Raw genomic sequence first — 24,610 nt, forward strand, 5'->3', positions numbered from 1 at the left:
ACGCCGCCGGAACCTACCACTCGGCAATCCAAGAATTTATATCGTCTGCCCACAAGGCCAGTCGCAAACTCAGGCAACCGATTCTGGAAGCCTTTCCGCCCTGGAGCAAGCCATGCAAGACCTCGATCCCGTCGAAACCCAGGAATGGCTGGACGCCCTGGAATCGGTTCTCGACAAAGAAGGCGAAGACCGCGCTCACTATCTGATGACCCGTATGGGCGAACTCGCAACCCGCAGCGGTTCGCAGTTGCCTTACGCCATCACCACGCCATACCGCAACACCATTCCCGTTACCCACGAAGCACGCATGCCTGGCGACCTGTTCATGGAACGCCGCATTCGCTCGCTGGTACGCTGGAACGCGATGGCCATGGTGATGCGCACGAACCTGAAAGATTCGGACCTGGGCGGTCACATCTCCAGCTTCGCCTCCAGCGCCACCCTGTATGACATCGGCTTCAACTATTTCTTCCAGGCCCCGACCGATGAACACGGCGGCGACCTGATCTACTTCCAGGGCCACACCTCGCCAGGCGTTTACGCCCGTGCGTTCATGGAAGGCCGCATCACCGAAGACCAGATGAACAACTTCCGCCAGGAAGTCGATGGTCAAGGCCTGTCTTCCTACCCGCACCCTTGGCTGATGCCTGATTTCTGGCAGTTCCCGACCGTATCCATGGGTCTGGGCCCGATCCAGGCGATCTACCAGGCACGTTTCATGAAGTACCTGGAAGCCCGTGGTTTCATCCCTGAAGGCAAGCAGAAAGTCTGGTGCTTCCTGGGCGACGGCGAGTGCGACGAGCCAGAATCCCTGGGCGCGATCTCGCTGGCTGGCCGCGAGAAGCTCGACAACCTGATCTTCGTCATCAACTGCAACCTGCAGCGCCTCGACGGCCCGGTTCGCGGCAACGGCAAGATCATCCAGGAACTCGAAGGCGTGTTCCGCGGTGCTCAGTGGAACGTGACCAAGGTCATCTGGGGCCGTTTCTGGGACCCACTGCTGGCCAAAGACGTCGACGGTATCCTGCAACGTCGCATGGACGAAGTCATCGACGGCGAGTACCAGAACTACAAAGCCAAAGACGGCGCGTTCGTGCGTGAACACTTCTTCAACTCGCCAGAACTCAAGGCGATGGTTGCTGATCTGTCCGACGACGAGATCTGGAAACTCAACCGTGGCGGCCACGACCCGTACAAGGTCTACGCGGCGTACCACGAAGCGGTCAACCACAAAGAACAACCGACCGTCATCCTCGCCAAGACCATCAAGGGTTATGGCACCGGTGCTGGCGAAGCGAAAAACACCGCGCACAACACCAAGAAGGTTGATGTTGAAAGCCTGAAGCTGTTCCGCGATCGTTTCGACATTCCGGTTCGCGACGAAGAGCTGGAAAACCTGCCGTTCTTCAAGCCAGAGCCAAACAGCGCCGAAGCCCGCTACCTGAGCGAGCGCCGCACTGCACTGGGCGGTTTCGTGCCACAGCGCCGCGCGCAAAGCTTCAGCGTGCCGACGCCGTCACTCGATACCCTCAAGGCGATTCTTGATGGTTCGGGCGACCGTGAAATCTCCACCACCATGGCCTTCGTGCGGATCCTCGCGCAGCTGGTCAAGGACAAGGAAATCGGCCCGCGCATCGTCCCGATCATCCCGGACGAAGCCCGTACCTTCGGTATGGAAGGCATGTTCCGTCAGTTGGGCATCTACTCGTCCGTCGGCCAGCTCTACGAGCCAGTCGATAAAGACCAGGTGATGTTCTACAAGGAAGACAAGAAGGGCCAGATCCTCGAAGAAGGCATCAACGAAGCGGGCGCCATGAGCTCCTTCATTGCAGCCGGTACTTCGTACTCCAGCCACAACCAGCCAATGCTGCCGTTCTACATCTTCTATTCGATGTTCGGCTTCCAGCGCATCGGCGACCTGGCTTGGGCTGCAGGCGACAGCCGTACCCGTGGCTTCCTGATCGGCGGCACCGCCGGCCGGACCACGCTGAACGGCGAAGGCCTGCAACACGAAGACGGTCACAGCCACATCCTGGCTGCCACCATCCCGAACTGCCGCACCTTTGATCCAACCTACGGCTACGAGCTGGCGGTGATCATCCAGGACGGCATGAAGAAGATGACCGAAGAGCAGCAGGACGTTTTCTACTACATCACCGTGATGAACGAGTCCTATCAGCAGCCAGCCATGCCGGCCGGTGTCGAGGAAGGCATCATCAAGGGCATGTACCTGCTCGAAGAAGACACCCGCGAAGCGGCGCACCACGTTCAGCTGATGGGCTCCGGCACCATCCTGCGTGAAGTCCGTGAAGCGGCGAAGATTCTGCGTGAAGAGTTCAACGTTGCCGCCGACGTCTGGAGCGTTACCAGCTTCAACGAACTGCGTCGCGATGGCCTGGCCGTCGAGCGCACCAACCGTCTGCACCCGGGCCAGAAGCCTAAACTGAGCTATGTCGAAGAGTGCCTGAACGGCCGTAAAGGTCCGGTCATCGCGTCTACCGACTACATGAAGCTGTTCGCTGAGCAAATTCGTCAGTGGGTCCCGTCCAAGGAATTCAAAGTCCTGGGCACCGACGGTTTCGGCCGCAGTGACAGCCGCAAGAAGCTGCGTCACTTCTTCGAAGTCGACCGTCATTTCGTGGTGTTGGCAGCCCTGGAAGCCTTGGCTGACCGTGGTGACATCGAACCTAAAGTGGTGGCCGAGGCCATCGCCAAGTTCGGGATCAACCCGGAAAAACGCAACCCACTGGACTGCTGAGGAGACACTCTGTGAGCGAACTCATTCGCGTACCTGACATCGGCAGCGGTGAAGGTGAAGTAATTGAACTGTTTGTGAAGGTCGGCGACCGTATCGAAGCCGAACAGAGCATCCTGACGCTGGAATCGGACAAGGCGAGCATGGAAGTCCCTGCTCCCAAGGCCGGCATCGTCAAAAGTTTGAAAGTGAAGCTGGGCGATCGCCTGAAAGAAGGCGACGAACTGCTGGAGCTGGAAGTCGAAGGTGCCGCTGCTGCGGCCCCTGCGGCTGCCGCTGCGCCGGCTGCAAAAGCTGAAGAGAAACCGGCTGCTGCGCCTGCCGCCGCCGCTGCTCCAGCGCCAGCAGCCGCGCCTGCTGCCGCTTCGGTTCAGCAAGTGCACGTGCCGGATATCGGTTCGGCGGGCAAGGCCCAGATCATCGAGATCCAGGTCAAGGTCGGCGACACCGTCGAGGCTGATCAGTCGCTGATCACCCTGGAATCCGACAAGGCCAGCATGGAAATCCCATCGCCTGCCGCTGGCGTGGTCAAGGCCATCAGCGTCAAGCTCAACGACGAAGTCGGTACGGGTGACCTGATTCTGGATCTGGAAGTGGCGGGTGCTGCGGCCCCTGCTGCTGCCGCGCCAGCCCAGGCTGCTGCGCCTGCTGCCGCTGCTCCGGCGCCAGCCGCTGCAGCCCCGGCCGCACCGGTTGCCGATAGCGTCCAGGACATTCATGTCCCGGACATCGGTTCGTCGGGCAAGGCCAAGATCATCGAAGTACTGGTCAAGGCCGGCGACACCGTCACCGCCGACCAGTCGCTGATCACACTGGAATCCGACAAGGCGAGCATGGAAATTCCATCGCCTGCCGCTGGCGTGGTGGAAAGCGTTTCCATCAAGCTGGATGACGAAGTCGGTACTGGCGACCTGATTCTGAAGCTGAAAGTCAAAGGCGCTGCGCCGGCCGCTGCTCCGGCTCCAGCCGCTGCTGCACCGAGCGCTCCTGCTCCGGCCGCCGCAGCACCTGCTGCTCCGGCACCTGCCGCACCCGCGGCTGCACCGGCCAAGCCGGGCGCCAAGGTTCACGCTGGCCCGGCTGTACGCCAACTGGCCCGTGAATTCGGCGTCGAGCTGAACGCCGTCGGCGCCAGTGGCCCGCACGGTCGCATCCTCAAAGAAGACGTGCAGGTTTACGTCAAAGCGATGATGCAGAAGGCCAAGGAAGCGCCGGCCGCTGCTGCCGGCGCAACTGGCGGCGCGGGCATCCCGCCGATTCCGGTCGTGGACTTCAGCCGCTTCGGTGAAACCGAAGAAGTGCCGATGACTCGCCTGATGCAAATCGGCGCGTCGAGCCTGCATCGCAGCTGGCTGAACATTCCGCACGTGACTCAGTTCGATTCGGCTGATATCACCGACCTGGAAGCGTTCCGCATCGCTCAGAAAGCCGTCGCAGAGAAGGCCGGCGTCAAGCTGACCATCCTGCCGCTGCTGCTCAAGTCGTGCGCGCACCTGCTCAAGGAGCTGCCGGACTTCAACAGTTCGCTGGCGCCAAGCGGCAAGGCGATCATCCGCAAGAAGTATGTGAACATCGGCTTCGCCGTCGACACCCCTGAAGGCCTGCTGGTACCGGTCATCAAGAACGTCGACCAGAAGAGCCTGTTGCAACTGGCAGCCGAAGCCGCTGCGCTGGCCGCCAAAGCCCGCGACAAAAAGCTCACCGCTGACGACATGCAAGGCGCCTGCTTCACCATTTCCAGCCTCGGCCACATTGGCGGCACCGGCTTCACGCCGATCGTCAACGCGCCGGAAGTGGCGATCCTCGGTGTTTCCAAGGCAACCATCCAGCCAGTCTGGGACGGCAAAGCCTTCCAGCCGAAACTGATGCTGCCACTGTCGCTGTCCTACGATCACCGTGTGATCAACGGCGCTGCTGCTGCACGCTTCACCCAGCGTCTGAGCAGCCTGCTGGCGGACATCCGTACCATCCTGCTGTAACACCGGCCGGCCCTCCTTCATCGGAGGGCCCGTCGCGTTCCATGTTTTCCGAGCGCCACGCTCGTACCTCAACCCCGCCAATTTGGCGGGGCTTTTTTTGCCTTGAACAAAGTAATTTCCTACAGCCGTGGCTTACACCGCCCACAACTCATGGCGGCTTTCGCTCGATATTTTTTGCCGTTTAATAACTAGGCTTAGTTCGACAGCATTTTCTTTTAAATACTGAAAACCTCATTTGCTTAGTTAACGTTATTTCGAACGGATTCGAACATGTTTAAACCAACTGTCGGCCCTATTATTGGCCACACTACAACTAACCACGTACGTATTTTTTTGCGCGGAGAACGTCAAGACAACTCGCTGGTATTTGCCGGCATTCGTTATCGGCGCGCGGGGGAAGAGCGTTGGTCGCAAGGTGTCTTTGCCAAACTGTCGATCTTGCGCGATATGTCCGATGTGATTGCACTCAACAACCTCGCCACCGATACCGACTATGAATACCAGTCCGGATGGTTCAGCCCCATGAGCCCGGTGCACACCGTGGAGACCGTTCAGGAACTGCCGCTGCAATGGCCACGGGAGATTTATCGATTTCGCACCCTGTCCAGCAAGGCCAACACACCGAGGGCGTACATCGTCGGCTCATGCCGCTACCTGCGCATGACCGCAGGCATCCCTTCGGCACCTCATCTGGGCGACCGTATTTTTGCCTCGATCACCGAACTTGCGCAGCAGGCCGAGCCGCCCATCAGCGCGATGTTAATGACGGGTGATCAAATTTACGTCGATGATCTGAACGTTATTGCTCCCGACCGGGAATACAAGGAAATACTCAGCAAATATCGCGCGGCGTTTTCCCAACCGAACATCGCCCGATTAATGTCCAACACCTCGACTTATATGATCCTCGACGATCATGAAATAGAAGACAACTGGCCCGCCAACGAAAGCAAGGCCGATGCCTATTTATATAAGAACGCCATGGCAGCCTATGAGATATACCAAGCCAGCCACAGTCCGGCGCATGACTTATTACCCAACGGTCAAGTAAGCCGAAAGTTGGAACAGTATTGGTATCAGTTCGCCGAAGGCGATATTGAATGGTTTGTCACCGACAGCCGAACCCGTCGTAACTTGTCGCCCAATGATCGACGCATCCTCGACGATGAGCAGGAACAGGCGCTGTGCAAATGGCTGATCCACAGCCCGGCCCGGGTCAAGTTCGTGGTCACCAGCGTGATGTTCTACCCCGACCGCAAACTCAACGGCGATGACGCCTGGAAAGCCTTCCCGGAACAACGCCTGCGGTTGCTGGAGACGATTCGCACGCATCGCATCAAGAACGTCATCTTCGTTTCCGGCGATGTCCACGGCTCACTGACCAGCCGCCTGACCCACAGCGAGGATCCGGACTTCGACGTGCACACCATCGTCTCGTCCCCGCTGTGCAACAGCAAATTGCTGCCCTATGCCTCCGAGTCCACCTTCATTCTGAACCAGGCGCTGGCACGTACCGCAGCGGGAGATTATCGACATGAACTGACCAGCAAGGTGGTCAGCGAAGACAACTTTGCTCATCTGGTGGTGGATCGGGAGCAGATTCAGGTCAGTTACCACGACCGGAACGGCCGGCGCCTGCAATCGATCAACATCCCGCTGCACTAAGGAAAATGAAGGCCAAATGCATTAGTTTTCGGCCCTGGCTGGAGAAATCCTCGCCCCTGCCGACATATTCTTATAGCACTTGGCCTTCATGTCTCTTGTCAGTCAGTGTCGCAATGATGCAACCTTGCCGCAGGCAACAGTAAAGAGGGCGAGAGCCCGGCGCGATCAGCACATTCGAAGCGAGTTTCCCTCAATGAAAAGCCAACCTGATGCCGCCAGCCGTATGGTGGCCGAGGTAGTGACGCAATTGCCTGTGCCCTCGCGGCTCGGCATGCTGCGTTTCGAACGGCTGAATGAAGCTAGCTGGGCACTCCTGTTTCTCGATCCCAATTGCGAACGACAATTTGGTCTGCCGGCCGTGGAGCTTTGTGCCTTGGTCGACTCGCCTTATGCCAGCCTGATGGAGCCTGAAGCGCGCTATCAACTGCACGACGCGATTCAGCAGCAACTCAGAGAGAGCCCGCATTACCTGATCCGCTACAACCTGCACACCGCCAAAGGCTCCTTGAGCCTGCTCGAACTGGGCGAAGCCTACCGACAACACAATCGACACCTGCTGCGCGGTTACCTGATGGTCGTGGACGGCTTGTTCGAAGGGGAACCGCTGCTGCCGTCGCTGGACCTGGAAACCCAGAACTCGCGCCTGCAAATCGCCCTGGAACTCAATCAACGCGCCCAGTTGGAACAACTGCAGCATCTGGATCGGGTCCGCGCCCAGCAAGACTTGATCCTGCTGCTGACCCGCCAGCGCTACAGCACCAACAATTCCCTGCAAGAAGCCGCCGAACTGATTACCCGCAGCGCTTGCGACATCTATGAAATCGACTGCGCCAGCCTGTGGAACCTCGAAGGCTCGCTGCTGGTGCCGATCTCGGCCTATCACCGCACCTCCGGGGAATATCAGCTGCCGGAACCGATCGACGTCAGCGGCTTCCCGGATTACCTCGACGCCTTGCACGGCAGCCGCGCCATCGATGCGCACAACGCCATTCGCGATCCGCGTACCCGGGAAATGGCCGAACACCTGCGCCCGCGCGATGTGAACGCCATGCTCGACGCCAGCATTCGCGTCGACGGCCAAGTGGTCGGCGTGCTGTGCCTGGAACAGACTGGCGCGACCCGTGCCTGGCAGTCGGATGAAATCGCCTTCGCCGGCGAGCTGGCCGATCAGTTCGCCCAAGTCATCAACAACCACAACCGCCGCACCGCCACGAGTGCCTTGCACTTGTTCCAGCGGGCGGTCGAGCAAAGCGCCAACGCCTTTTTGCTGGTCAATTGCGATGGCGTGGTGGAATACGTCAACCCGAGCTTCACGGCGATCACCCAGTACAGCACCGAAGAAGTCCACGGCCAGCGGCTGTCGGAACTGCCGGCCCTGGAAAACCTCAGCGAGCTGCTGTTCGACGCGCCCTCGGCGCTGGCCAAGAGCAACAGCTGGCAGGGCGAGTTCAAAAGCCGCCGTAAAAACCTCGAACCCTACTGGGGCCAGTTGTCGATTTCCAAGGTCTATGGCGACAACCGCGAGCTGACGCATTACATCGGCATCTACGAAGACATCACCCAGACCAAGCTCGCCCAGCAGCGCATCGAGCGCCTGGCCTACACCGACAACCTGACCAACCTTGGCAACCGCCCGGCGTTCATCCGCAACCTCGACGAACGCTTCGCCCGGGACAGCGATACGCCGATCAGCCTGCTGCTGGTGGACATCGACAACTTCAAGCGCATCAACGACAGCCTCGGCCACCAGACCGGCGACAAACTGCTGATCAGCCTGGCCCGGCGCCTGCGCAACAGCCTGAGCCCGAGCGGCAGCCTGGCGCGATTCGCCAGTAACGAATTCGCCGTGCTGCTGGACAACACAGACCTCGCAATGGGCCAGCACGTCGCCAACCAATTGCTGGCGACCCTCGACAAGCCGATGTTCGTCGACAACCAGTTGATCAGCGTCACCGGCTCCGTGGGCCTGGCCTGCGCGCCGCTGCACGGTCGCGATCCACAGACATTGATGCGCAACGCCGGCCTGGCGCTGCACAAGGCCAAGGCTAACGGCAAACACCAGGTCCAGGTGTTCACCGAAGCACTGAACGCCGAGGCCAGCTACAAGCTGTTCGTGGAAAACAACCTGCGCCGCGCCCTGACCCAGAATGAGCTGGACGTGTTCTATCAGCCCAAACTGTGCCTGCGCAGTGGTCGCCTGCTGGGCATGGAAGCGCTGCTGCGCTGGAACCATCCAGAAAAAGGCATGATCCGCCCGGACCAGTTCATCAGCGTTGCCGAAGAAACCGGCCTGATCATCCCGATCGGCAAATGGATCGCCCGCCAGGCCTGCCGCATGAGCAAAGACCTGACCGCCGCCGGCCTGGGCAATCTTCAAGTGGCGATCAACTTGTCGCCCAAGCAGTTCTCCGACCCGGACCTGGTGGCGTCCATCGCCAACATCCTCAAGGAAGAAGCGCTGCCGGGGAACCTGCTGGAGCTGGAACTGACCGAAGGCCTGCTGCTGGAAGCCACCGAAGACACCCACTTGCAGCTCGATCAACTCAAGCGCCTGGGCCTGACCCTGGCCATGGACGATTTCGGCACCGGTTACTCGTCGCTCAGCTACCTGAAAAAATTCCCGATCGACATCATTAAGATCGACCGAAGCTTCATCCACGAAATCCCTGACAACCAGGACGACATGGAAATCACCTCCGCGGTGATCGCCATGGCCCACAACCTGAAACTCAAGGTCGTGGCGGAAGGGATCGAGACGGCCGAGCAGCTTGCGTTCTTGCGTCGCCACCGCTGCGATGTCGGCCAGGGCTACCTGTTCGACCGCCCCATCCCCGGCGCCGAGCTGATCGAAAAGCTCAAGCGCTACCCACGCGGGCCGCTCGTCTGACAGCACACCGCAAAATCCCTGTGGAACACCGTAATCCCCGGTGGGAGCGAGCCTGCTCGCGATAGCGGTGTGTCAGTCGTCATCAATGTTTAATGTCCCGCCGCTATCGCAAGCAGGCACGCTCGCACAGGGGTAGTGCGTAACCGGCCGGCATTGGGCAAACTGCGTGTCTGACAATTTAAATTCAACCTGACTGAGGGGACTGATGATGGTCTTGCGCTCGGAAATCCTGGTGAACAAAAACGTGCTCCCTACCAAAGAACAAGCTCTGCCCGGCCGTGAAACCCCGATGACCGTGCCGGAAAAACACTTCGTCCACGACGCCCCACTGCTGGGCCCGTTCGCGATGGACGTGGATTTCGCGATCTTCGGCCTGGGCTGCTTCTGGGGCGCGGAACGCAAGTTCTGGCAACGTGAAGGCGTGGTCAGCACGGCGGTGGGTTATGCCGGCGGTTTTACCCCGAACCCGACCTATGAAGAAGTTTGTTCGGGCCTGACCGGCCACAGCGAAGTGGTGCTGGTGGTCTACGAACCGGCCAAAGTCAGCTACGAAGAACTGCTGAAAATGTTCTGGGAATTGCACAACCCGACGCAAGGCATGCGTCAGGGCAACGACATCGGCACTCAGTACCGCTCGGTGATCTATGCGACCAACCCGACGCAACTGGCCGCCGCCAAGCACAGCAAGGACGTGTTCCAGGCTGAGTTGACCAAGGCCGGGAAAGGCGAAATCACCACTGAAATCGATGAAGCGCCGACGTTCTACTTCGCCGAGGCGTATCACCAGCAGTACCTGGCGAAGAACCCTGAAGGGTATTGCGGGATTGGTGGTACGGGCGTTACCTGCCCGATCTAACTCTCGGGCCCTGAAAAGCTTCGCGGGCAAGCCTCGCTCCTACAGGGATTTATGTCGATCACAAAATTGTGCTGATATCGATCCCTGTAGGAGCGAGGCTTGCCCGCGAAGGCGTCCGATCAGACGCCATCAATCCATCTGATCAGCCATCAACTCTCAGCAATCAACCAATCCATCTGCCACCCGCCCTGGGTCTGCCCAAGCTTCTTGGACAACCACGGCAGCAACTCACGCAATTCCTCTTCCAGGCCCCACGGCGGATTCGCAATTGCCAATCCAGAGCCATTCAAACTGTTCGGCGTATCCAGCGGATGCACCAGCAACTCCACACGCAACAACTTTGGTGCGCCCGTGCCCGCCAGATCCTGATAAAAACGTCGCAACATGCGCTGATCCTTCACCGGGTACCAGATCGCTGCCACCGTCTGCCGCATCCGGCCAATCGCCTCTTTCAGCGACGCCGCGCAACGCTGCATCTCATCGAGCTGCTCGAACGGCGGATCAATCAACATCACCGCCCGCTTCTCCTGCACCGGCAACATCGCACGCGGCACATGCCAGCCTTCGCCCAGATGTACCTTCACCCGACGATCACCGGCCATGTTGTCCTTGAGCAGCAAACCGTCTTCGGGGTGCTTCTCGTTGAGCATCACCCGATCCTGCGGCCGCGTCAGACGCCGCGCCAGCTCCGGCGACCCCGGGTAATAGCGCAACTGGCCATCCGGGTTCATGTCGTGCAGCACTTTCATGTAGTCGGCGGTCAGCGCTGGCAGATCCGGCTGATCCCACAGACGCGCAATACCTTCCAGGTACTCACCGGTACGGCTCGCCTGATCACCCTGCAGGTCATACAGACCAATGCCGGCGTGAGTGTCGAGATAGGCAAACGGCTGCTCCTTGCGCGACATCAGGGCGATGATGCGGGTCAGAGTCAGGTGTTTGAACACATCGGCGTGATTGCCGGCATGGAAGGCGTGACGATAATTCATGATTGCTCCTGCGAAGGCCGGGAAGTTTACCTTGTACCGAGGCGAACGTCAGGGGTTCGCGGCTGAGCGGGCGTTTGGTCCTGCAATCGCAATCATCCCTGCGCGTCGAAGCCCCAAAGGTTGCGATGTTCTGATCTTGCTCATGTGGCGGGCAACATCAAGTCACACTTTGCCAAAGACCTGCCATCGTGGAGCTTACACATGAGTGCGAAGATCGGACCGACCTAGCGCCCGTAAAAATGGAGATTTACATGGGACGGAAAATGATTGGTATCGGTGCGCCTACCTCAACCGGCGGCTCGGTACTGGAAGGGAATGTCGGTATCAACATCGATAGCGCTGTAAGTACCTCTTCCATTGGACACTTGGCAAGTTGCCCAGCCTGCAGCAAAGGAAAAGGCCCCATCATCGCGGTCGGGCCCAGAACCATCACGTTACCGGCCGGATTGGTTGCCCTGGAAGGTGACTACGTTGCCTGCGGCTGCCCTCCACAATCCAACAAGGTGATGTCCGCTCAGTCATCTGTATATGGTGGAGCAGAGCACAACAAAGCAGATTTTTCAGGTATCACTGCCGTGCTCAATCGTCCCAAGTCCATCACCGATATTTCTTTGTCCTATGGCGATGAGCAGATTCCTGTTAAGTCAGTTTCCCGGTTTTACACCGACTTGAATATTCATGTGACAACCTCGGGTTATTTGCCCGGCGAGACGGTTACCGTCAACATTAGCGGCCCCACCGAAAAAGCGCTGACAGGGATAGTCGGGGTCAAGGGCGTAGCCATCATCCCAAATGCATTCGCAAGCGAAATCATTGACATGGAAGGGGAAGCATAATGGCTCAAGTGGTTATCAACGCCGGCGGAGTGTCTTCCAGCATCTCAGTTAAAAGGCCTCGTTTCAGCACGCTATGGAACGCATATGCAGAAGTAGGTAATAAAGGCTCAGTCGAGGTTTACGGACTTGTCGGAGGCGGAGTCGAAGCGGCAAGAGCGGAAAAACCTGATGCTTATGCGAATGCCTGCGCACTGAGGATAAGCAGAGCTTTTAATTACGGCGGATATAAAATCCCCAAAGGCACGATCATACAAAACCAGCCCATCTATCGACTGAGTGGAGCGGACCAGCTTCCCTACATAATGAAGGTGGTCGATTTCCTCGCTTTTCTTAGGCATAACTGGGGCGAGCCCGACCACACGCTGACGCAAACCAATTCAAATTTTATAAATGGAAAAAAGGGCGTCATTGTCATGGAAATCAACGGATGGAGCGACGCGTCAGGCCACGCAACCCTTTGGAACGGGAGCGTTACCGGTGACGACAGTGACTACCACAGGCAAGACAGCCATACCTATGACAATCCAAGGGTAAAGCTGGAAAAAATAAACTTCTGGGAGTTGAAAGGATGACAAGCTCGCGGCTAGTTGTGCTGGCACTGCTACTCGTTTCAGGGCAAGCCTTATCTGCAGAAATCAATATCGATAAGGCGCGAGAAACGCTTAAAGATTATGGATTGGCCAACTGTATTTCCAGCCAGTTCAAGAACGAGTCAGACATCAAATCTGACATTGGACTTGCGATTGGCGCCTACTCGTCGATGGGCAAAGGTCAGCATCTAATCATTCAAAACGAGGACACCCTCGAGGTCACACACGACCCTTACGCAGAAACCGAGAAGTACATGCGTAATGCCTATGCAAAGACCTCGTCCCTCAGCAAGCATTCTGATAAAAAAATGGTTTTTTATGGTTGCCTAGATGTTTACAACTCCAAGGAGTTCGATGCATTCATTCAGTCTCAGGATCAATACCTGCCAAAGTAGATCATCAAAATGAGTAAGGACGATCCTTCCTGCAATCAAACAGGAAGGATCACTCTTTATTCAGATGCTACGGCAGAGCCCGCAACCGCCGCCCAATCACATCCAGGACATCACACCCATCCCGCAACGGAATGGCACACAGCAGCGCAAAATCACTGAGAATGAACGACTCACACTCAACCGAACCGCGCATCGACATGTTCTCCAGCACCTGCGTGACGGCGCGAATTCGGTAGTTGGCGGCGTCGTATAGAACATCGAGCGGCGCGTGGGTATCAACGAATAGCGTGGGCATGTCGGTGCAGTTGCTGGTGAGGGCCATGAAGCGGTTTTTGGGGTGGGGGATTGGTTTTTCGTAGGGTGGATCTGGCGTTAGCGTTGTCATTTGTAAATTCCATGAGTATGAAAATTAGCTGCCAAACGCACCCTCCTACAGGTTTGGGTGGCAGCCATGCGCAGGAGTAGGAGTACCGAGCACTCATGAACCTCGGTCACGCCGAAGCGTGTCCCGCACACAGCCGCCGCGAACGATCATATGGACACGAGTTAAGTGCCGCAATCAGACGACAGAGCTGTTGCATCATGAGAGAGGGCTCCTACACCCTGCCACCACTTGCGCGGTGACAGCCAAAGACTATCCCTGCAACCCATCGCCCACCAGTTCATGGAAGCCGTCACAACTTGAAGGAAACTTCCGATGAGCTTGCCCGGAAAATTCGTAAGAATTACGAGATCTTTAAACAAGACGTAAACATTCCGTAGTGCTGGCAATCGGTATTGAGAATGCCGACGCGTGGGATTCGAGACTGATAGGCGCTACCTTCTCCATCACCAGCTGGACTGATCTTCAAGACTTGCTTTATAAAGATCATCTTTCCACTCCAAGCTTGCCAACGCGTATATATCCTCAAAAAAACCGCGAGAATCTACTATCTCCGTCTCATCCCACGCGATAGTAATGCATTCATCGTAGTCGCTTTCAAACTGTGTAGAAAAATCAAACTCCCTATCGGCCAACGCCCCCTCAAGAACTTTAAATAGAGCAAACCGGTGTCTGTAACTTAGGTAGCCCAAACCACGCAGCACGAACGTTCTAATTAATTCACATCGTTCCCGACGAAGATTAGGATTATATTTCCCAAGGACCTCTCCTAATCCCTCCTCCCGATCATAAATCTCAAGCCCCCCTAAAACATAAGAAAGTCGAGGTTCCCAAGGTAGGCTTACATTTTCAAATGGAGATTTCAAAATCTGTTACTCGCTTTTATCTCGGAAAAGCCGTAAATACGCGCCTAGTATTATTTTTATCAAACCTCGTTTCCACCTCATTCATAACCTAAGCATAAAGGGGACGAATTTATTTATTACTCTTGAGAATCCCGACGCGTGGGAGCCCAGACTGACAGGCACCACCTTATCCATCACCAACTGTCCCGATCTTCAAGACTCGCCAAAAGAAGATCTTCCTTCCATGCCTCCTGAGCCAACATATAGACATCTTGAAGAAATCCACGGGGATCCTCCAATGCATACCACTCACCACGCGGCCAACTACCTGCATCTTCTTCATCTATATCAAACAAACTCTGAAAATCATAAGACGCATCGCTTAACTTTTCCGCTAGAAAACCCATGAGCACGAACTTATGTCTATAGGACAGATAACCTAGATTCAAGCTGTATCTTTTGATCAGCTCCGCTCTGTCAAAGCGATCATTAGGATCAAACACTTCCAGTTCCGCGCCCCGAGTTTCCTCACGATCATAAACATCAAAGACGCCAATAAACCACATCAAATCGGGTTGAAACTCTTCATTTAAAAATGGATCTCGCAACATCATTTTCTCTCCGAAGGAAAACCAGTAAAAGGCCGTAGCACATTATCCTTATCGAACTTAACTTCAAACCAATTCAGATCTTCATTTAGTGTTGGGTTACGAGCGTCTTTCTTGTTCGGTTTATAACCACGCCCGGCCCCAGGAAGCTCCATCCTTACGATCGGATTCTTATGTTGGTCCTTCCCTGTATGCGGGCTCAAACCTAACGCTTCCCTTGTCATAGCTTTATTCAATGCCCCCAAATGCATACGCCAGTTTCTGAATTGAGAGCTCGAGTTCCCTCTAGCGCCTTTCGGAACTTCACCGGTATGAGGGTCGGCCCCATTATCTGCTCGTTGTTTGAGCGCTTGGTCCGGTATTTCTGAACTGTGTTTTTTAACCGTGTGCATGTCATATTTTTTTTCCATTTCCTCAACACGCCGCTTCGCATTCGCCTCCGCAAGGTCATCAATCCGCGCCCTCCGCTGATCACCTGTCAGCTTCGGCAGCGCCGGCTCACCCTCATCAACCCTAACGCCAGCCGTATCATCCGGCGCCCCACACCCAGGCTTATTCGGCGGCGGGCAATTCCCGCTCAACCCCAACGGATCAACCCACCCCGTCGGATTCGGCGTGTACTGATACTGGTTCAGCCCACCCGCCAACTTGACCGGGTCCGGCGTCAGGTACCGTCCAACCTCCGGATCATAGTACCGATGCCGGTTGTAGTGCAGACCGCTCTCCGCATCAAAGTACTGCCCCTGAAACCGCAACGGCTGTTCAAGTTGCTCGCCCCCGCCGAACGTCTGGCGAGTGACTTTGCCGTAGGCGTTGTACTTCGCTGACCAGACGATCTCGCCACCAAAATCGGTCAGTTCCTGCGGTGTGCCGAGGTGGTCGAGTTGGTAGTAGAACGGGCAGGCTTTGCGTGGGCCTTTGCCGTCGAGCATCGCCAGCGGGCGGAAGCTGCCGGGTTCGTAGACGTAGCTGCGGTAGTGTTCGCGGCTGCTTTCGGCGATGAGGTTGTCGCCTTGCCAGAAGAGCTCGGTGGTTTTGCCGTCGACGGTTTTGGCGATGCGGCGGCCGAAGGCGTCGTAGCGGTAACTGGCGGTGCGACCGTCCGGGGTGGTGACGCCGAGCAATCGGTGCTGGCAGTCGTAGCGGTATTCGGTGACGAGTTTTTGCGCTGTGCCGCGACGTTCACGAACCAGGTTGCCGAAGGCGTCGTAGTCGTAATGGCGGTCGCCCTGCATCAGCAGGCGATTGCCTTTAACGGTCGCCAAGCCAGGCCGATCCTGCATCAGCAGGTTGCCGGCCGGGTCGTGGGCGAAGCTTTCCGCCGGGTCGTCGCGGGTGTGGCGCACGCGGGTCAGGCGGTTGAGCGGGTCGTATTGGTAGTTGCGCTGGCCGTGACGGGTGTCGGCGATACTGTCGAGATTGCCGTTGGCGCTGTAGGCATAGTCGCGGCGATAGAGCGGTTGTTGCTGTTGGCTGACAGCGTGGGCCTTCAAGCGGCCTTGATCGTCGTAGGCATATTCGCTGAGCAGTTGGCCTTGCTGACGTTGCTGCTCGCGACCAAACGCAAATTGGTGGCTGGAAAGCCTTGCGCCGTTGAGATCGATGGCGGTCAGTGCGCCGCCCTTGGCGTGGTGATAATCGAGTTTGCTGCCGTCCGGCAGACGCAGGCGGTTGAGTTGGCCGCAGGCGTCGTAGCCATAACGCAGCGTGCCCCAACCCTGATGCTCGGTGATCAGCCGATCCTGTTGGTCGTACTCGAATTCCAGCGGATGGTCGTGGCCATCGTCGACGCCAATCAGTCGGCCGAGGCTGTCGTAGCGGTATTCGACCTTGACGCCGTCGGGCAGCGTTTTGACCAGCAAGCGCCCTGCCGAGTCTCGTTCATAGGCGGTGGCGAGCTGCGAACCATCGTCGCCAAACTCGGTTTTCTCCAGCAGATGGCCGTTGAGGTCGTAGGCATACGCCGTGCGTCGGCCGTCGAAGCCGGTTTCCTGTCGGATCAATCCGCCGGGGGTGTAGGCCAACTGATATTTTTCGCCGGATTCGTTTTCGATTTCCGTGAGCAACAGCTGCGCGTTGTCGTAGCGATACTTCAGCTGGGTACCGTCGGCATTGAGCCGGCGGCTGACCAGGTGAAGGTCGTCGAGGTATTCGTAGCGGGTAACGCGGCCGAGTTCGTCGCGTTCGGCGGTGATTTTTCCGTAGGCGTTGTAGCTGTAAGCGCGACTGACACCGGTAGGAAGAATCGTCTGGATCAGTCGGCCAATGGCGTCCCATTGCGACTTCGTGACCGCGCCGTTTTCGTCCTGACGGGTAATCTGCCGCCCGAGCGCATCGTAGGAAAACCGCCGTACGCCACCGTCCGGCAGCGTCTCTTCGACCAGTTGCCCCAAGCCATTCCAGACGAACACATGCCGGCTGGTGTCCGGGTAGCGGATCGACAGCAACTGACCTTTTTCGTCGTAGTGATAGTGGGTGACATGGCCATCGGGATCGGTCGCTTCGGTGACATCCCCCTGCGCATTGCGCTGATACTTCCACACCGCTTTGCCGCGATAGCGTGCGTGCAGGAAACCGTTGCGATATTCGTAGGCCGTAGGCTCATCTTCTGGCGGAATCAGCGCCACCAAGCGTCCGACTTCGTCGTAGCGATATTCGGTGACCGCGCCGAGCGGGTCCTGCTCGGCAATCAGCCGCCCCTGGTCGTCGTAGGCCTTGAGGTGTTCACCGCCATCCAGTTCGACCTTGCGCACCAGCCGCGCCCGGTCGTCGTGGACGTAAACCTCTTCGCTGCCGTCGATGTTGTGAACGGTGACGCTGCCCTGGTCATCCCAGGTATATTGCGCGTCCATCTGCGCAAACGACGCCCAGTGGCGGATGCATCGGGCGGCCTTGCCGGACCTTTCCCACTCCCAGAAGAAACTCGCCCCACCGGCCAATTGCCGCTGGAGAATGACGTGCTGATCGTCGTAGTCGTATCGCTCGCTTTCGCCGGCGGCGTTGGTGGCCTCGATGAGTCGACCGCGTTCGTCGTAGCGGTAACCGACCAGGGTCTGCTCGGTCTGCCAGGCTTCGTCCAGGGTTTGGGCCGGGGCGAAAACCTGATAATCGACGGCAACCAAGTGACTGCATTCATAACGCAATAACAAGGCGCGGCCGGCACCGTTGTCGAGGCGCCGAATGCGGCCCTGACGATCGCGGGTTATGCGCAGGCGGTTGTCGTATCGGTCGCTGATCGCTGTGAGAAAACCATTACGAAAATGGTAGAAACGTGACTCGTCGCCGGCGACGGCGAGGATCAATTCTTCGGGTTCATTGCCAACGTAAATCGCGGCGCGCGACAGGCTGTTATGAATCGCCGGGCGTTCAGCGGACGGCAGCGGGAACGTGGTGCGACGGTTCTCGTGGTCGATCCAGATGACGGTGTCGCCGTCGATCTCCAGTCGATGGGAGAGCGAGTGGCTCCAGCCGAAGCCCAAGCCGCAATCAATCTCGGCGGCACTAGTGCGATAGAGCCGGACAAAGTCGAACGGCAGAATGCCGTCCAGCGAACCGTCGATGAGGGTCAGCAGTTCTTCGCCGGTAACCATCGACACCGGGCATTTGTTGGTGGCGGTTTTATCGACGGAATCGGCACTGTCGCCGTTGGGGTTTTTCGCCTGATCCGGGACGTTGTCGTGGTGTTCGTTTTGTTTGAGTGTGGTGTTGCGTTTGGCGTCCCAGCGCAGTTGCATGCGACCTTTTTTCAGGCCTGCCGCTACACCGCGTGCGGCCACTTTTTTGTAGCGGTCAACGTAGGTAATGAAGCTGTTGGTGATGTTGAAGATGGCTTTGACGAAGCCCACAACAGCGTCGACGATTCGGGCGCCGTAGTTGGCAAGGCGCATCCCCAAATAGGCAACGCCTGCGCCCGCAAAAGTCAGAACAACCCCGATCAGAATATCGATGAGCAGTTGCACCACCACGGTTGAAAGCGCTTCGGCAGTTTTGCCGGCGATTTCACTGGGGGGCAGCATCTCCAGCCAGAGGCTTGCCGTGCGCAGCAACAGACAAAGGGCCGCTTCATCGCTGAACAGCAGCTGGACCTTTTCCATTGTTGCCGGGAGTTTCTCTGCCAGTTCGGCAAGCTTGTCGGCCCCATCGCCCAAGCGGCCAACGAACTTTCGGGGATCCTGGAGAATGTCCGAGAGCAGGCTGATGCTGTCCCAGACACCGGTAATCGCCGCCCAACTTCCCGCGAGTATTCCATTACCGGCGGCCGCAAATGTCGACTGCGACCATTGCGGCTTGAACCCTTCCCACTCGTTGCGCAGCCAACTGTCCAGCTCTTGGGTCAGGCCATCGTAAGAGGAGAACAGGTCTTCGATTTGATCCGATGAAACGTCACTCTGGACATGAACGCGATAGAACTTGCCAGGCGTGCCTTCGAACTGTCCCTTGCCATTTTTGTCGAGCGGGACCGCGGTGCTCTCCCCCCCGTCCATGGCGATCACATCGACCTGAATATTCCCCAGCGGGATGTCATAAACCGATTCAAACTTGCTCTCGATCTCCAGAATTCCGTTCGCAGGACACTGTGCCAAACCCGAGAGAAAATCATCGTCGCGACTGCTCACCGCTGTCGTCGAATCGCCAAGCTTTATCAGCCGCTCCATACCCATCAGCGAAGGCATGTCCATCGACCGGCTGATCTTGTCCGCATTCCGACTCAAGAAACTGCCGAGCTGCTCTCGATACACAACCAACGTGTCTTTAAAACCGTCGAGCTCCTGCTCGATCCGCACAATCTGGTCCATCAGTTCCGCTCCGCCATCAGGTAATCCGCCAAGGCTTGTTTCGGTGCTTGAGGCAGGTCCGGCGTCTTCAGAAAGGTCGCGACCTTGTGCCGCAATACACGCGCCGAAAACGCCTCAAAAAGATCAGGACGGTCTTCGCTCAACCACTTCATCAAGTTGTTGATCCGGGTTGTCGCGGACTCGGCGGCGAGGTCGTCGAGCAGCGATTCGGACACTTCCCACCATGGAAAAACCCTGGAGACTTTCAATGCGCTACCGCCGATATCGAGCGGCTGCCCATTGATCAAACAGCGGTCAAGCACAGGCATTAACTGCGTTGGGTTAACGTCGGCAGACTGAAGAATCGGCAGCAAATAGCGCCCATCCCAGAACCGAAAAAACACCGCCCTGCCGTTGGGTAAAAGCACTTGTGTAAGGCTGCGCAGATGTTCGACCAGCGCTTCCTGAGACGCAGAAGAAACCGCCAGCCAACCCCAATCACGGGACTCTGTCGTGGCGACCCACTGCAGAAACTCACTGCTTGCGGGAACGATTCCTACATAGGGCATCACCGGTTCCCACTCGGCATAGGTGGTGTCGGCCCAGATCGGGCTCGGTGCTTGGGCCGGGGTCGAGAGCTGCCAGGCTTTCATCGGCTGCGACGCACTGGCGTTGCCGAAAATCGCGAACAACTGCTGTCCGGGTTTGAGCGGTTGGCGTTCCAGCCAGGCGTGGGGTGACATGCGATCAGGCGGCACAGACACCGTCCTTGCAGCGCTCGCATTCTTCGCAGAACGGCGCGTCGCTTTGCAGGCTCATGATCTGTGCGGCGCTCAGCAGGGCGGCCGGGGCGGCGACGAGTTTCAACGGCGTATTTGGCGACACGGGAGTAGCGGCCATAGACGGCATCAACGCGCCCCCGACCTGAATCGGAACGCTGCTGAAAATCCCGCCAGGACCGATGTTGATCCACTGCCCGCCCGCCTGAATCGTCGCGCTGGCACCGCCGTCGATCACCACTTGCTGACCGGCGCTGACGTGAAATTGCTGACTGGCGTTGAGCGCCTGACTGGACACGCGGATGTGCCGGTCGCCCATCACCAGCAAGTGATCGTCGAGCTTCACTTCGGCCTGGCGCTGGCCGTGGGTGATGCGTTGCTCGTCAGCCTTAAGCTCATGGCGAGCGGTCCCCGTGACGACGATGCTGCGCTGGTTATCGACCTGCACCTGCTGATCATTCAACACGTGCTGGGTCCAGTTTCGCTGGGCGCGCAGGTAGATTTCCTCGGCGCCTTTGCGATCCTCGATGCGCAATTCGTTGTAACCGCCGCCGCCCGGACTACTTTGGCTGCGGAAAATGCTGCGGGTCTTCTCGGCGGGCAAATCCAGCGGCACCGGTGTTGCGGCGTTGGGCAGGCACCCCATCACCAGCGGTTTGTCGGCATCGGCGTCGATGAAACCCACCAGCACTTCCATGCCCACTCGTGGGATCAGCACGCTGCCGTAATGGTCGTGGGCCCAGCCCGTGGCGACCCGCAACCAGCAACTGGAATGCTCATTGAGTTGACCGTCGCGGTCCCAAGCGAGCTGGACCTTTACCCGGCCGAACTCATCGCAATGGATTTCGCTGTCGACAGGACCGGTGACCACGGCAGGTTGGTAACCGAGCATCCGTGGTTTTTCCGGCCCCAGGGATGGACGAAACGAAACATCCCACGGCGTCGCCAGAAAGGTATTGCGATAACCCTGGAAATCATCCGGGTCATCACTGGTGGCCGACTCCTCCAGCACTTGCGGCTGTCGGCCACGGTGTTCGATTTCAGTGATCAGCCACAGGTCGTTCCACGCCTGACGCGGGTGCTCAGCGAGGTGCAGGAAATGTCCGCTGACCAAGGCAGAATCGTCGCCACGACCTTCGGCCTGACGGAAGTCTGCGTTGTGCCGTTCCAGCGCTCGCTGTGTCAGCTGTTTGCCATGCTCGCGGTCAGTGAATTGGCCGGGAAAGTGGTAATCCTCCAGCACCGGACGCTGTTCGCTGTCGACCCGGTTTTCCAGGGAGAGACGCGGTTTCTGGAAGTCGTAATCGCGACGGGTGACCGCCGTGGTGCGGGTCTCCAGACGCACGTTGAAACGCTTGATGGCCGGCGCGTCCGCCGCCATGCCACTGCCCGGCAAGTACAGCGTCGGCTCAGGCAGGCGCGGGAATACTGTCTGATCATCGCCAAACACCAGCAGATGTCCGTCGGGGCTGTGCTGGAAGTGGTAATGAATGCCGATCTCGGCACACAGGCGCTGGATAAACGCGAGGTCGCTTTCGGCGTATTGCACGCAGTATTCGCGCGGTGAGTAGTCGCTGCCGAGCCGGAACTCGAAGGCATCGCGCTGGATGCCATGGTCCTTGAGGACCTGCGCGATGATCGCTGGCACGCTTTGGTGCTGGAAGATCCGCTGGTTGATGCGCTGACCGAGGTAGGCCAATCGCGGTACGAGACTGATTTGATAGCCCGTCAGACGTTTCCCGGAATCGCTTTGACCGACGCGAAAGATCTGACCGTGTACGCCAGAACCTTGTGCATCGAAACTCAGAAACGCCTGACGATGCAGCAGGTTTTCGAGCTCGATGTCTGGCCGGTCGCTGACCAGTTCCAGATCGAAGCGGTAGGGTTGGCTGATGGCTTCCGTGCCCGAGAACTCAAGCACCTTGAGCTCAATCTGGACGCCGTCGATCGTCAACGTGAAACGCGGTTGATTGGCAGGAGCGAACATCCGATGTGTCTCTGCAGAATGAGGGCGGGCGATTCTGCATGAGCGACAAGGGGTGTTGAGGAAGGGGCAGGAAAATCAGATTTGCCCTACTTTTTTAGGGATTTTTCCTTCAATAATTGGAATGTTTGGCTACAGACATTCTCTGCAAAGTAGTGTGTTGCATCTGATGACCTCTTCGCGGGCAAGCCTCGCTCCTACAGTCTTGTGGCGAATCGCCAACCCTGCAGGAGCGAGGCTTGCCCGCGAAAGGGCCATAAAAAACACCCAATCTTTTCCCGCAGACAAAAAAACGGCCCGCCTCCAAAAGGAAGCGGGCCGTTTTCATGTTCGGCGAAAGCTCAGAGCCTTAGCTCATCCCTATCACTTGTTCAGGCGGAAATCAGCCTCGGCAGCGGCGAAACGCTGAAGCATGCCCTGAGTCGGCGCGCCCAGCTTGCTGACGATGTAGATGGCCAGGCTGGCGAAGATGAAGCCCGGGATGATTTCGTACAGGCCCAGCAGTTCGAAGTGCTTCCAGACGATCACGGTGATCGCGCCGACCAGGATGCCGGCCAGTGCGCCGTTGCGGGTCATGTCTTTCCAGATCACGGAGATCAGGACCACCGGACCGAACGCAGCACCGAAACCGGCCCAGGCGTAGCTGACCAGACCCAATACGCGGTTTTCCGGGTTAGCGGCCAACGCGATGGCGATCAGGGCAACCAGCAGCACCATGGCGCGGCCGACCCAGACCAGTTCAACCTGGGAAGCGGTTTTACGCAGAAAAGTTTTGTAGAAGTCTTCGGTCAGGGCGCTCGAGCACACCAACAGTTGGCAGCTCAAGGTGCTCATGACCGCAGCCAGGATGGCCGACAGCAGGACACCGGCAACCCATGGGTTGAAGAGGATTTTGGCCAGTTCGATGAACACGCGCTCTGGGTTTTCGGTCACAGGGCCGGCCAGCTCGGGGTGTGCCGAGAAGTAAGCGATACCGAAGAAACCTACAGCGACGGTGCCGCCCAGGCACAGGATCATCCAGGCCATGGAAATGCGACGTGCCTTGGCGATCGACTTGACCGAATCCGCCGCCATGAAACGCGCGAGGATGTGCGGCTGGCCGAAGTAGCCCAGACCCCAGCCCATCAGCGAGATGATGCCGATGAAGGTGGTGTTTTTCAGCATGTCGAAGTTGCTTGGATCCTGCGCTTCGATGGCCAGGAACGTGGTGTCGACGCCGCCGGTGGCCAGCAGCACGATGATCGGCGTCAGCAACAGGGCGAAGATCATCAGCGTGGCTTGTACGGTGTCCGTCCAGCTCACGGCCAGGAAACCGCCGACGAAGGTGTAGGCAATCGTCGCCGCAGCACCGGCCCACAGCGCGGTCTCGTAGGACATGCCGAAGGTGCTTTCGAACAGACGGGCGCCGGCCACAATGCCGGAAGCGCAGTAGATGGTGAAGAACACCAGGATCACGACGGCGGAGATGATCCGCAGCAGGCCGCTTTTGTCTTCGAAACGGCTGGAGAAGTAATCCGGCAGGGTCAGTGCATCGCCGTTGTGCTCAGTCTGCACGCGCAGACGACCGGCGACGAACAGCCAGTTCAGGTAAGCACCGATGATCAGGCCGATGGCGATCCAGCTTTCGGACAGACCGGACATGTAGATGGCGCCCGGCAGGCCCATCAACAACCAGCCGCTCATGTCGGAGGCGCCAGCGGACAATGCCGTCACGACGCTGCCCAGGCTACGACCGCCCAGAATGTAGTCAGAAAGGTTGTTGGTGGAGCGATAGGCCATGAAGCCGATCAGCACCATTGCTGCGATGTAGATCACGAACGTGATCAGAGTTGGATTGCTAACGCTCATTAAGTTTCGCCCTGGCTTTGTTTTTATGTAGCGGCGGCTGGTGAACCGCGCGCAAACGACGACGTTTGACAGACGATTTCAGGTCCCGCGCATTTATGACTGATGTTTCCCCAGGAAAGCCATCAGCCGGTACACCAGTCTTTTATGACCGGTTGCACCTTGGCCGCGAATGCTATTCAACAAAGCAAATAAGGTGCAACCCATTTTTCGAGAATAAGTTGCACCTAGTCGGATTTACCTGAAAAACCCCTGTTTTTGCTCCCTTTTAGGGCAGTCCTGACGGTTTACTAGAATGAAAAGCACCAAGTCAGCGCGGTACGTTCGTTCCGGAATTTATTTCCTGACGAGCTGCTTATTATTCCGACAAAAAAAGGGTTGCACCCGGTTGCACCTCAAAGGTTGCCCAGCTAATCTTGCGGCCAGCTGATGCCACGCGG

Annotated in this window: 16 protein-coding genes; 8 read left to right on the forward strand and 8 right to left on the reverse strand. The window is 57.8% G+C overall.

The features are described from left to right. Nucleotides 1–112: 112 nt before the first annotated feature. The 5 genes from aceE (at nt 113) to msrA (ending at nt 10,142) form a co-directional block, all read left to right on the forward strand. Nucleotides 113–2,758, forward strand: a complete 2,646-nt coding sequence (gene aceE, locus AC1ROI_RS08425) for a pyruvate dehydrogenase (acetyl-transferring), homodimeric type (RefSeq protein ID WP_010464306.1) — start codon at nt 113–115, stop codon at nt 2,756–2,758. 11 nt (nt 2,759–2,769) lie between these two features. Continuing rightward, the gene (gene aceF / locus AC1ROI_RS08430; protein WP_102593648.1) at nt 2,770–4,734 is read left to right on the forward strand and encodes a dihydrolipoyllysine-residue acetyltransferase; all 1,965 of its coding nucleotides are present in this window, start codon (nt 2,770–2,772) and stop codon (nt 4,732–4,734) included. A gap of 270 nt (nt 4,735–5,004) precedes the next feature. Then, a complete protein-coding gene (locus AC1ROI_RS08435; protein WP_102593647.1) occupies nt 5,005–6,399 on the forward strand; it encodes an alkaline phosphatase D family protein in 1,395 nt (464 codons plus the stop codon). Between the two features lie 193 nt (nt 6,400–6,592). Then, entirely contained in the window at nt 6,593–9,286 is a 2,694-nt protein-coding gene (locus tag AC1ROI_RS08440) for a sensor domain-containing phosphodiesterase (RefSeq protein ID WP_010464311.1), read from the forward strand. 208 nt (nt 9,287–9,494) lie between these two features. Beyond that, complete coding sequence (msrA, locus tag AC1ROI_RS08445) at nt 9,495–10,142, forward strand: peptide-methionine (S)-S-oxide reductase MsrA (RefSeq protein WP_077747678.1); 648 nt, start codon at nt 9,495–9,497, stop codon at nt 10,140–10,142. Nucleotides 10,143–10,291: 149 nt separating this feature from the next. Here msrA and AC1ROI_RS08450 read toward each other — a convergent pair whose 3' ends face one another. Then, nucleotides 10,292–11,131 (reverse strand): 23S rRNA (adenine(2030)-N(6))-methyltransferase RlmJ, encoded by an 840-nt coding sequence (locus AC1ROI_RS08450; protein WP_010464314.1) that lies wholly within the window; start codon nt 11,129–11,131, stop codon nt 10,292–10,294. Nucleotides 11,132–11,382: 251 nt separating this feature from the next. On the opposite strand from AC1ROI_RS08450, the gene AC1ROI_RS08455 reads away from it, so the two are divergent. From AC1ROI_RS08455 to AC1ROI_RS08465, 3 genes are read left to right on the forward strand one after another with little or no spacing between them, the layout of a single operon-like run. Beyond that, complete coding sequence (locus AC1ROI_RS08455; protein WP_010464316.1) at nt 11,383–11,967, forward strand: PAAR domain-containing protein; 585 nt, start codon at nt 11,383–11,385, stop codon at nt 11,965–11,967. Further along, nucleotides 11,967–12,539 (forward strand): type VI secretion system amidase effector protein Tae4, encoded by a 573-nt coding sequence (locus tag AC1ROI_RS08460; RefSeq protein WP_010464318.1) that lies wholly within the window; start codon nt 11,967–11,969, stop codon nt 12,537–12,539. The genes AC1ROI_RS08455 and AC1ROI_RS08460 overlap by 1 nt, the downstream gene beginning before the upstream one ends. Beyond that, nucleotides 12,536–12,952 (forward strand): T6SS amidase immunity protein Tai4 family protein, encoded by a 417-nt coding sequence (locus AC1ROI_RS08465; protein WP_102593645.1) that lies wholly within the window; start codon nt 12,536–12,538, stop codon nt 12,950–12,952. Before AC1ROI_RS08460 ends, AC1ROI_RS08465 begins: the two co-directional genes overlap by 4 nt. Nucleotides 12,953–13,019: 67 nt before the next feature. On the opposite strand, the gene AC1ROI_RS08470 is transcribed toward AC1ROI_RS08465, so the two are convergent. The 7 genes from AC1ROI_RS08470 to putP form a co-directional block, all read right to left on the reverse strand. Continuing rightward, nucleotides 13,020–13,337, reverse strand: coding sequence for a hypothetical protein (locus tag AC1ROI_RS08470; protein WP_102593644.1), 318 nt, complete (start codon nt 13,335–13,337; stop codon nt 13,020–13,022). Between the two features lie 443 nt (nt 13,338–13,780). Next, nucleotides 13,781–14,200 (reverse strand): SNARE-associated domain-containing protein, encoded by a 420-nt coding sequence (locus AC1ROI_RS08475; protein WP_186353629.1) that lies wholly within the window; start codon nt 14,198–14,200, stop codon nt 13,781–13,783. Nucleotides 14,201–14,373: 173 nt separating this feature from the next. Continuing rightward, nucleotides 14,374–14,793, reverse strand: a complete 420-nt coding sequence (locus AC1ROI_RS08480) for a hypothetical protein (protein WP_049870740.1) — start codon at nt 14,791–14,793, stop codon at nt 14,374–14,376. Continuing rightward, complete coding sequence (locus tag AC1ROI_RS08485) at nt 14,790–19,583, reverse strand: RHS repeat-associated core domain-containing protein (protein WP_102593642.1); 4,794 nt, start codon at nt 19,581–19,583, stop codon at nt 14,790–14,792. Before AC1ROI_RS08485 ends, AC1ROI_RS08480 begins: the two co-directional genes overlap by 4 nt. Further along, nucleotides 19,583–20,320 carry a DUF4123 domain-containing protein gene (locus AC1ROI_RS08490; protein ID WP_102593641.1) on the reverse strand — a complete coding sequence of 246 codons (738 nt, stop codon included), beginning with the start codon at nt 20,318–20,320 and terminating at the stop codon, nt 19,583–19,585. The genes AC1ROI_RS08485 and AC1ROI_RS08490 overlap by 1 nt, the downstream gene beginning before the upstream one ends. Continuing rightward, a complete protein-coding gene (locus AC1ROI_RS08495) occupies nt 20,310–22,328 on the reverse strand; it encodes a type VI secretion system Vgr family protein (RefSeq protein WP_102593640.1) in 2,019 nt (672 codons plus the stop codon). The genes AC1ROI_RS08490 and AC1ROI_RS08495 overlap by 11 nt, the downstream gene beginning before the upstream one ends. 360 nt (nt 22,329–22,688) lie before the next feature. Beyond that, complete coding sequence (gene putP, locus AC1ROI_RS08500) at nt 22,689–24,173, reverse strand: sodium/proline symporter PutP (protein ID WP_010464334.1); 1,485 nt, start codon at nt 24,171–24,173, stop codon at nt 22,689–22,691. Nucleotides 24,174–24,610: the final 437 nt, after the last annotated feature.

This window comes from Pseudomonas sp. GW823-FHT02C02 (genome assembly GCF_058797635.1).

Coding starts and splice junctions, on each gene's coding strand:
- aceE (WP_010464306.1), top strand. CDS start 113: ATGCAAGACCTCGATCCCGTCGAAACCCAGGAATGGCTGGACGCCCTG.
- AC1ROI_RS08435 (WP_102593647.1), top strand. CDS start 5,005: ATGTTTAAACCAACTGTCGGCCCTATTATTGGCCACACTACAACTAAC.
- AC1ROI_RS08440 (WP_010464311.1), top strand. CDS start 6,593: ATGAAAAGCCAACCTGATGCCGCCAGCCGTATGGTGGCCGAGGTAGTG.
- msrA (WP_077747678.1), top strand. CDS start 9,495: ATGGTCTTGCGCTCGGAAATCCTGGTGAACAAAAACGTGCTCCCTACC.
- AC1ROI_RS08450 (WP_010464314.1), bottom strand. CDS start 11,131: ATGAATTATCGTCACGCCTTCCATGCCGGCAATCACGCCGATGTGTTC.
- AC1ROI_RS08455 (WP_010464316.1), top strand. CDS start 11,383: ATGGGACGGAAAATGATTGGTATCGGTGCGCCTACCTCAACCGGCGGC.
- AC1ROI_RS08460 (WP_010464318.1), top strand. CDS start 11,967: ATGGCTCAAGTGGTTATCAACGCCGGCGGAGTGTCTTCCAGCATCTCA.
- AC1ROI_RS08465 (WP_102593645.1), top strand. CDS start 12,536: ATGACAAGCTCGCGGCTAGTTGTGCTGGCACTGCTACTCGTTTCAGGG.
- AC1ROI_RS08470 (WP_102593644.1), bottom strand. CDS start 13,337: ATGACAACGCTAACGCCAGATCCACCCTACGAAAAACCAATCCCCCAC.
- AC1ROI_RS08480 (WP_049870740.1), bottom strand. CDS start 14,793: ATGATGTTGCGAGATCCATTTTTAAATGAAGAGTTTCAACCCGATTTG.
- AC1ROI_RS08485 (WP_102593642.1), bottom strand. CDS start 19,583: ATGGACCAGATTGTGCGGATCGAGCAGGAGCTCGACGGTTTTAAAGAC.
- AC1ROI_RS08495 (WP_102593640.1), bottom strand. CDS start 22,328: ATGTTCGCTCCTGCCAATCAACCGCGTTTCACGTTGACGATCGACGGC.
- putP (WP_010464334.1), bottom strand. CDS start 24,173: ATGAGCGTTAGCAATCCAACTCTGATCACGTTCGTGATCTACATCGCA.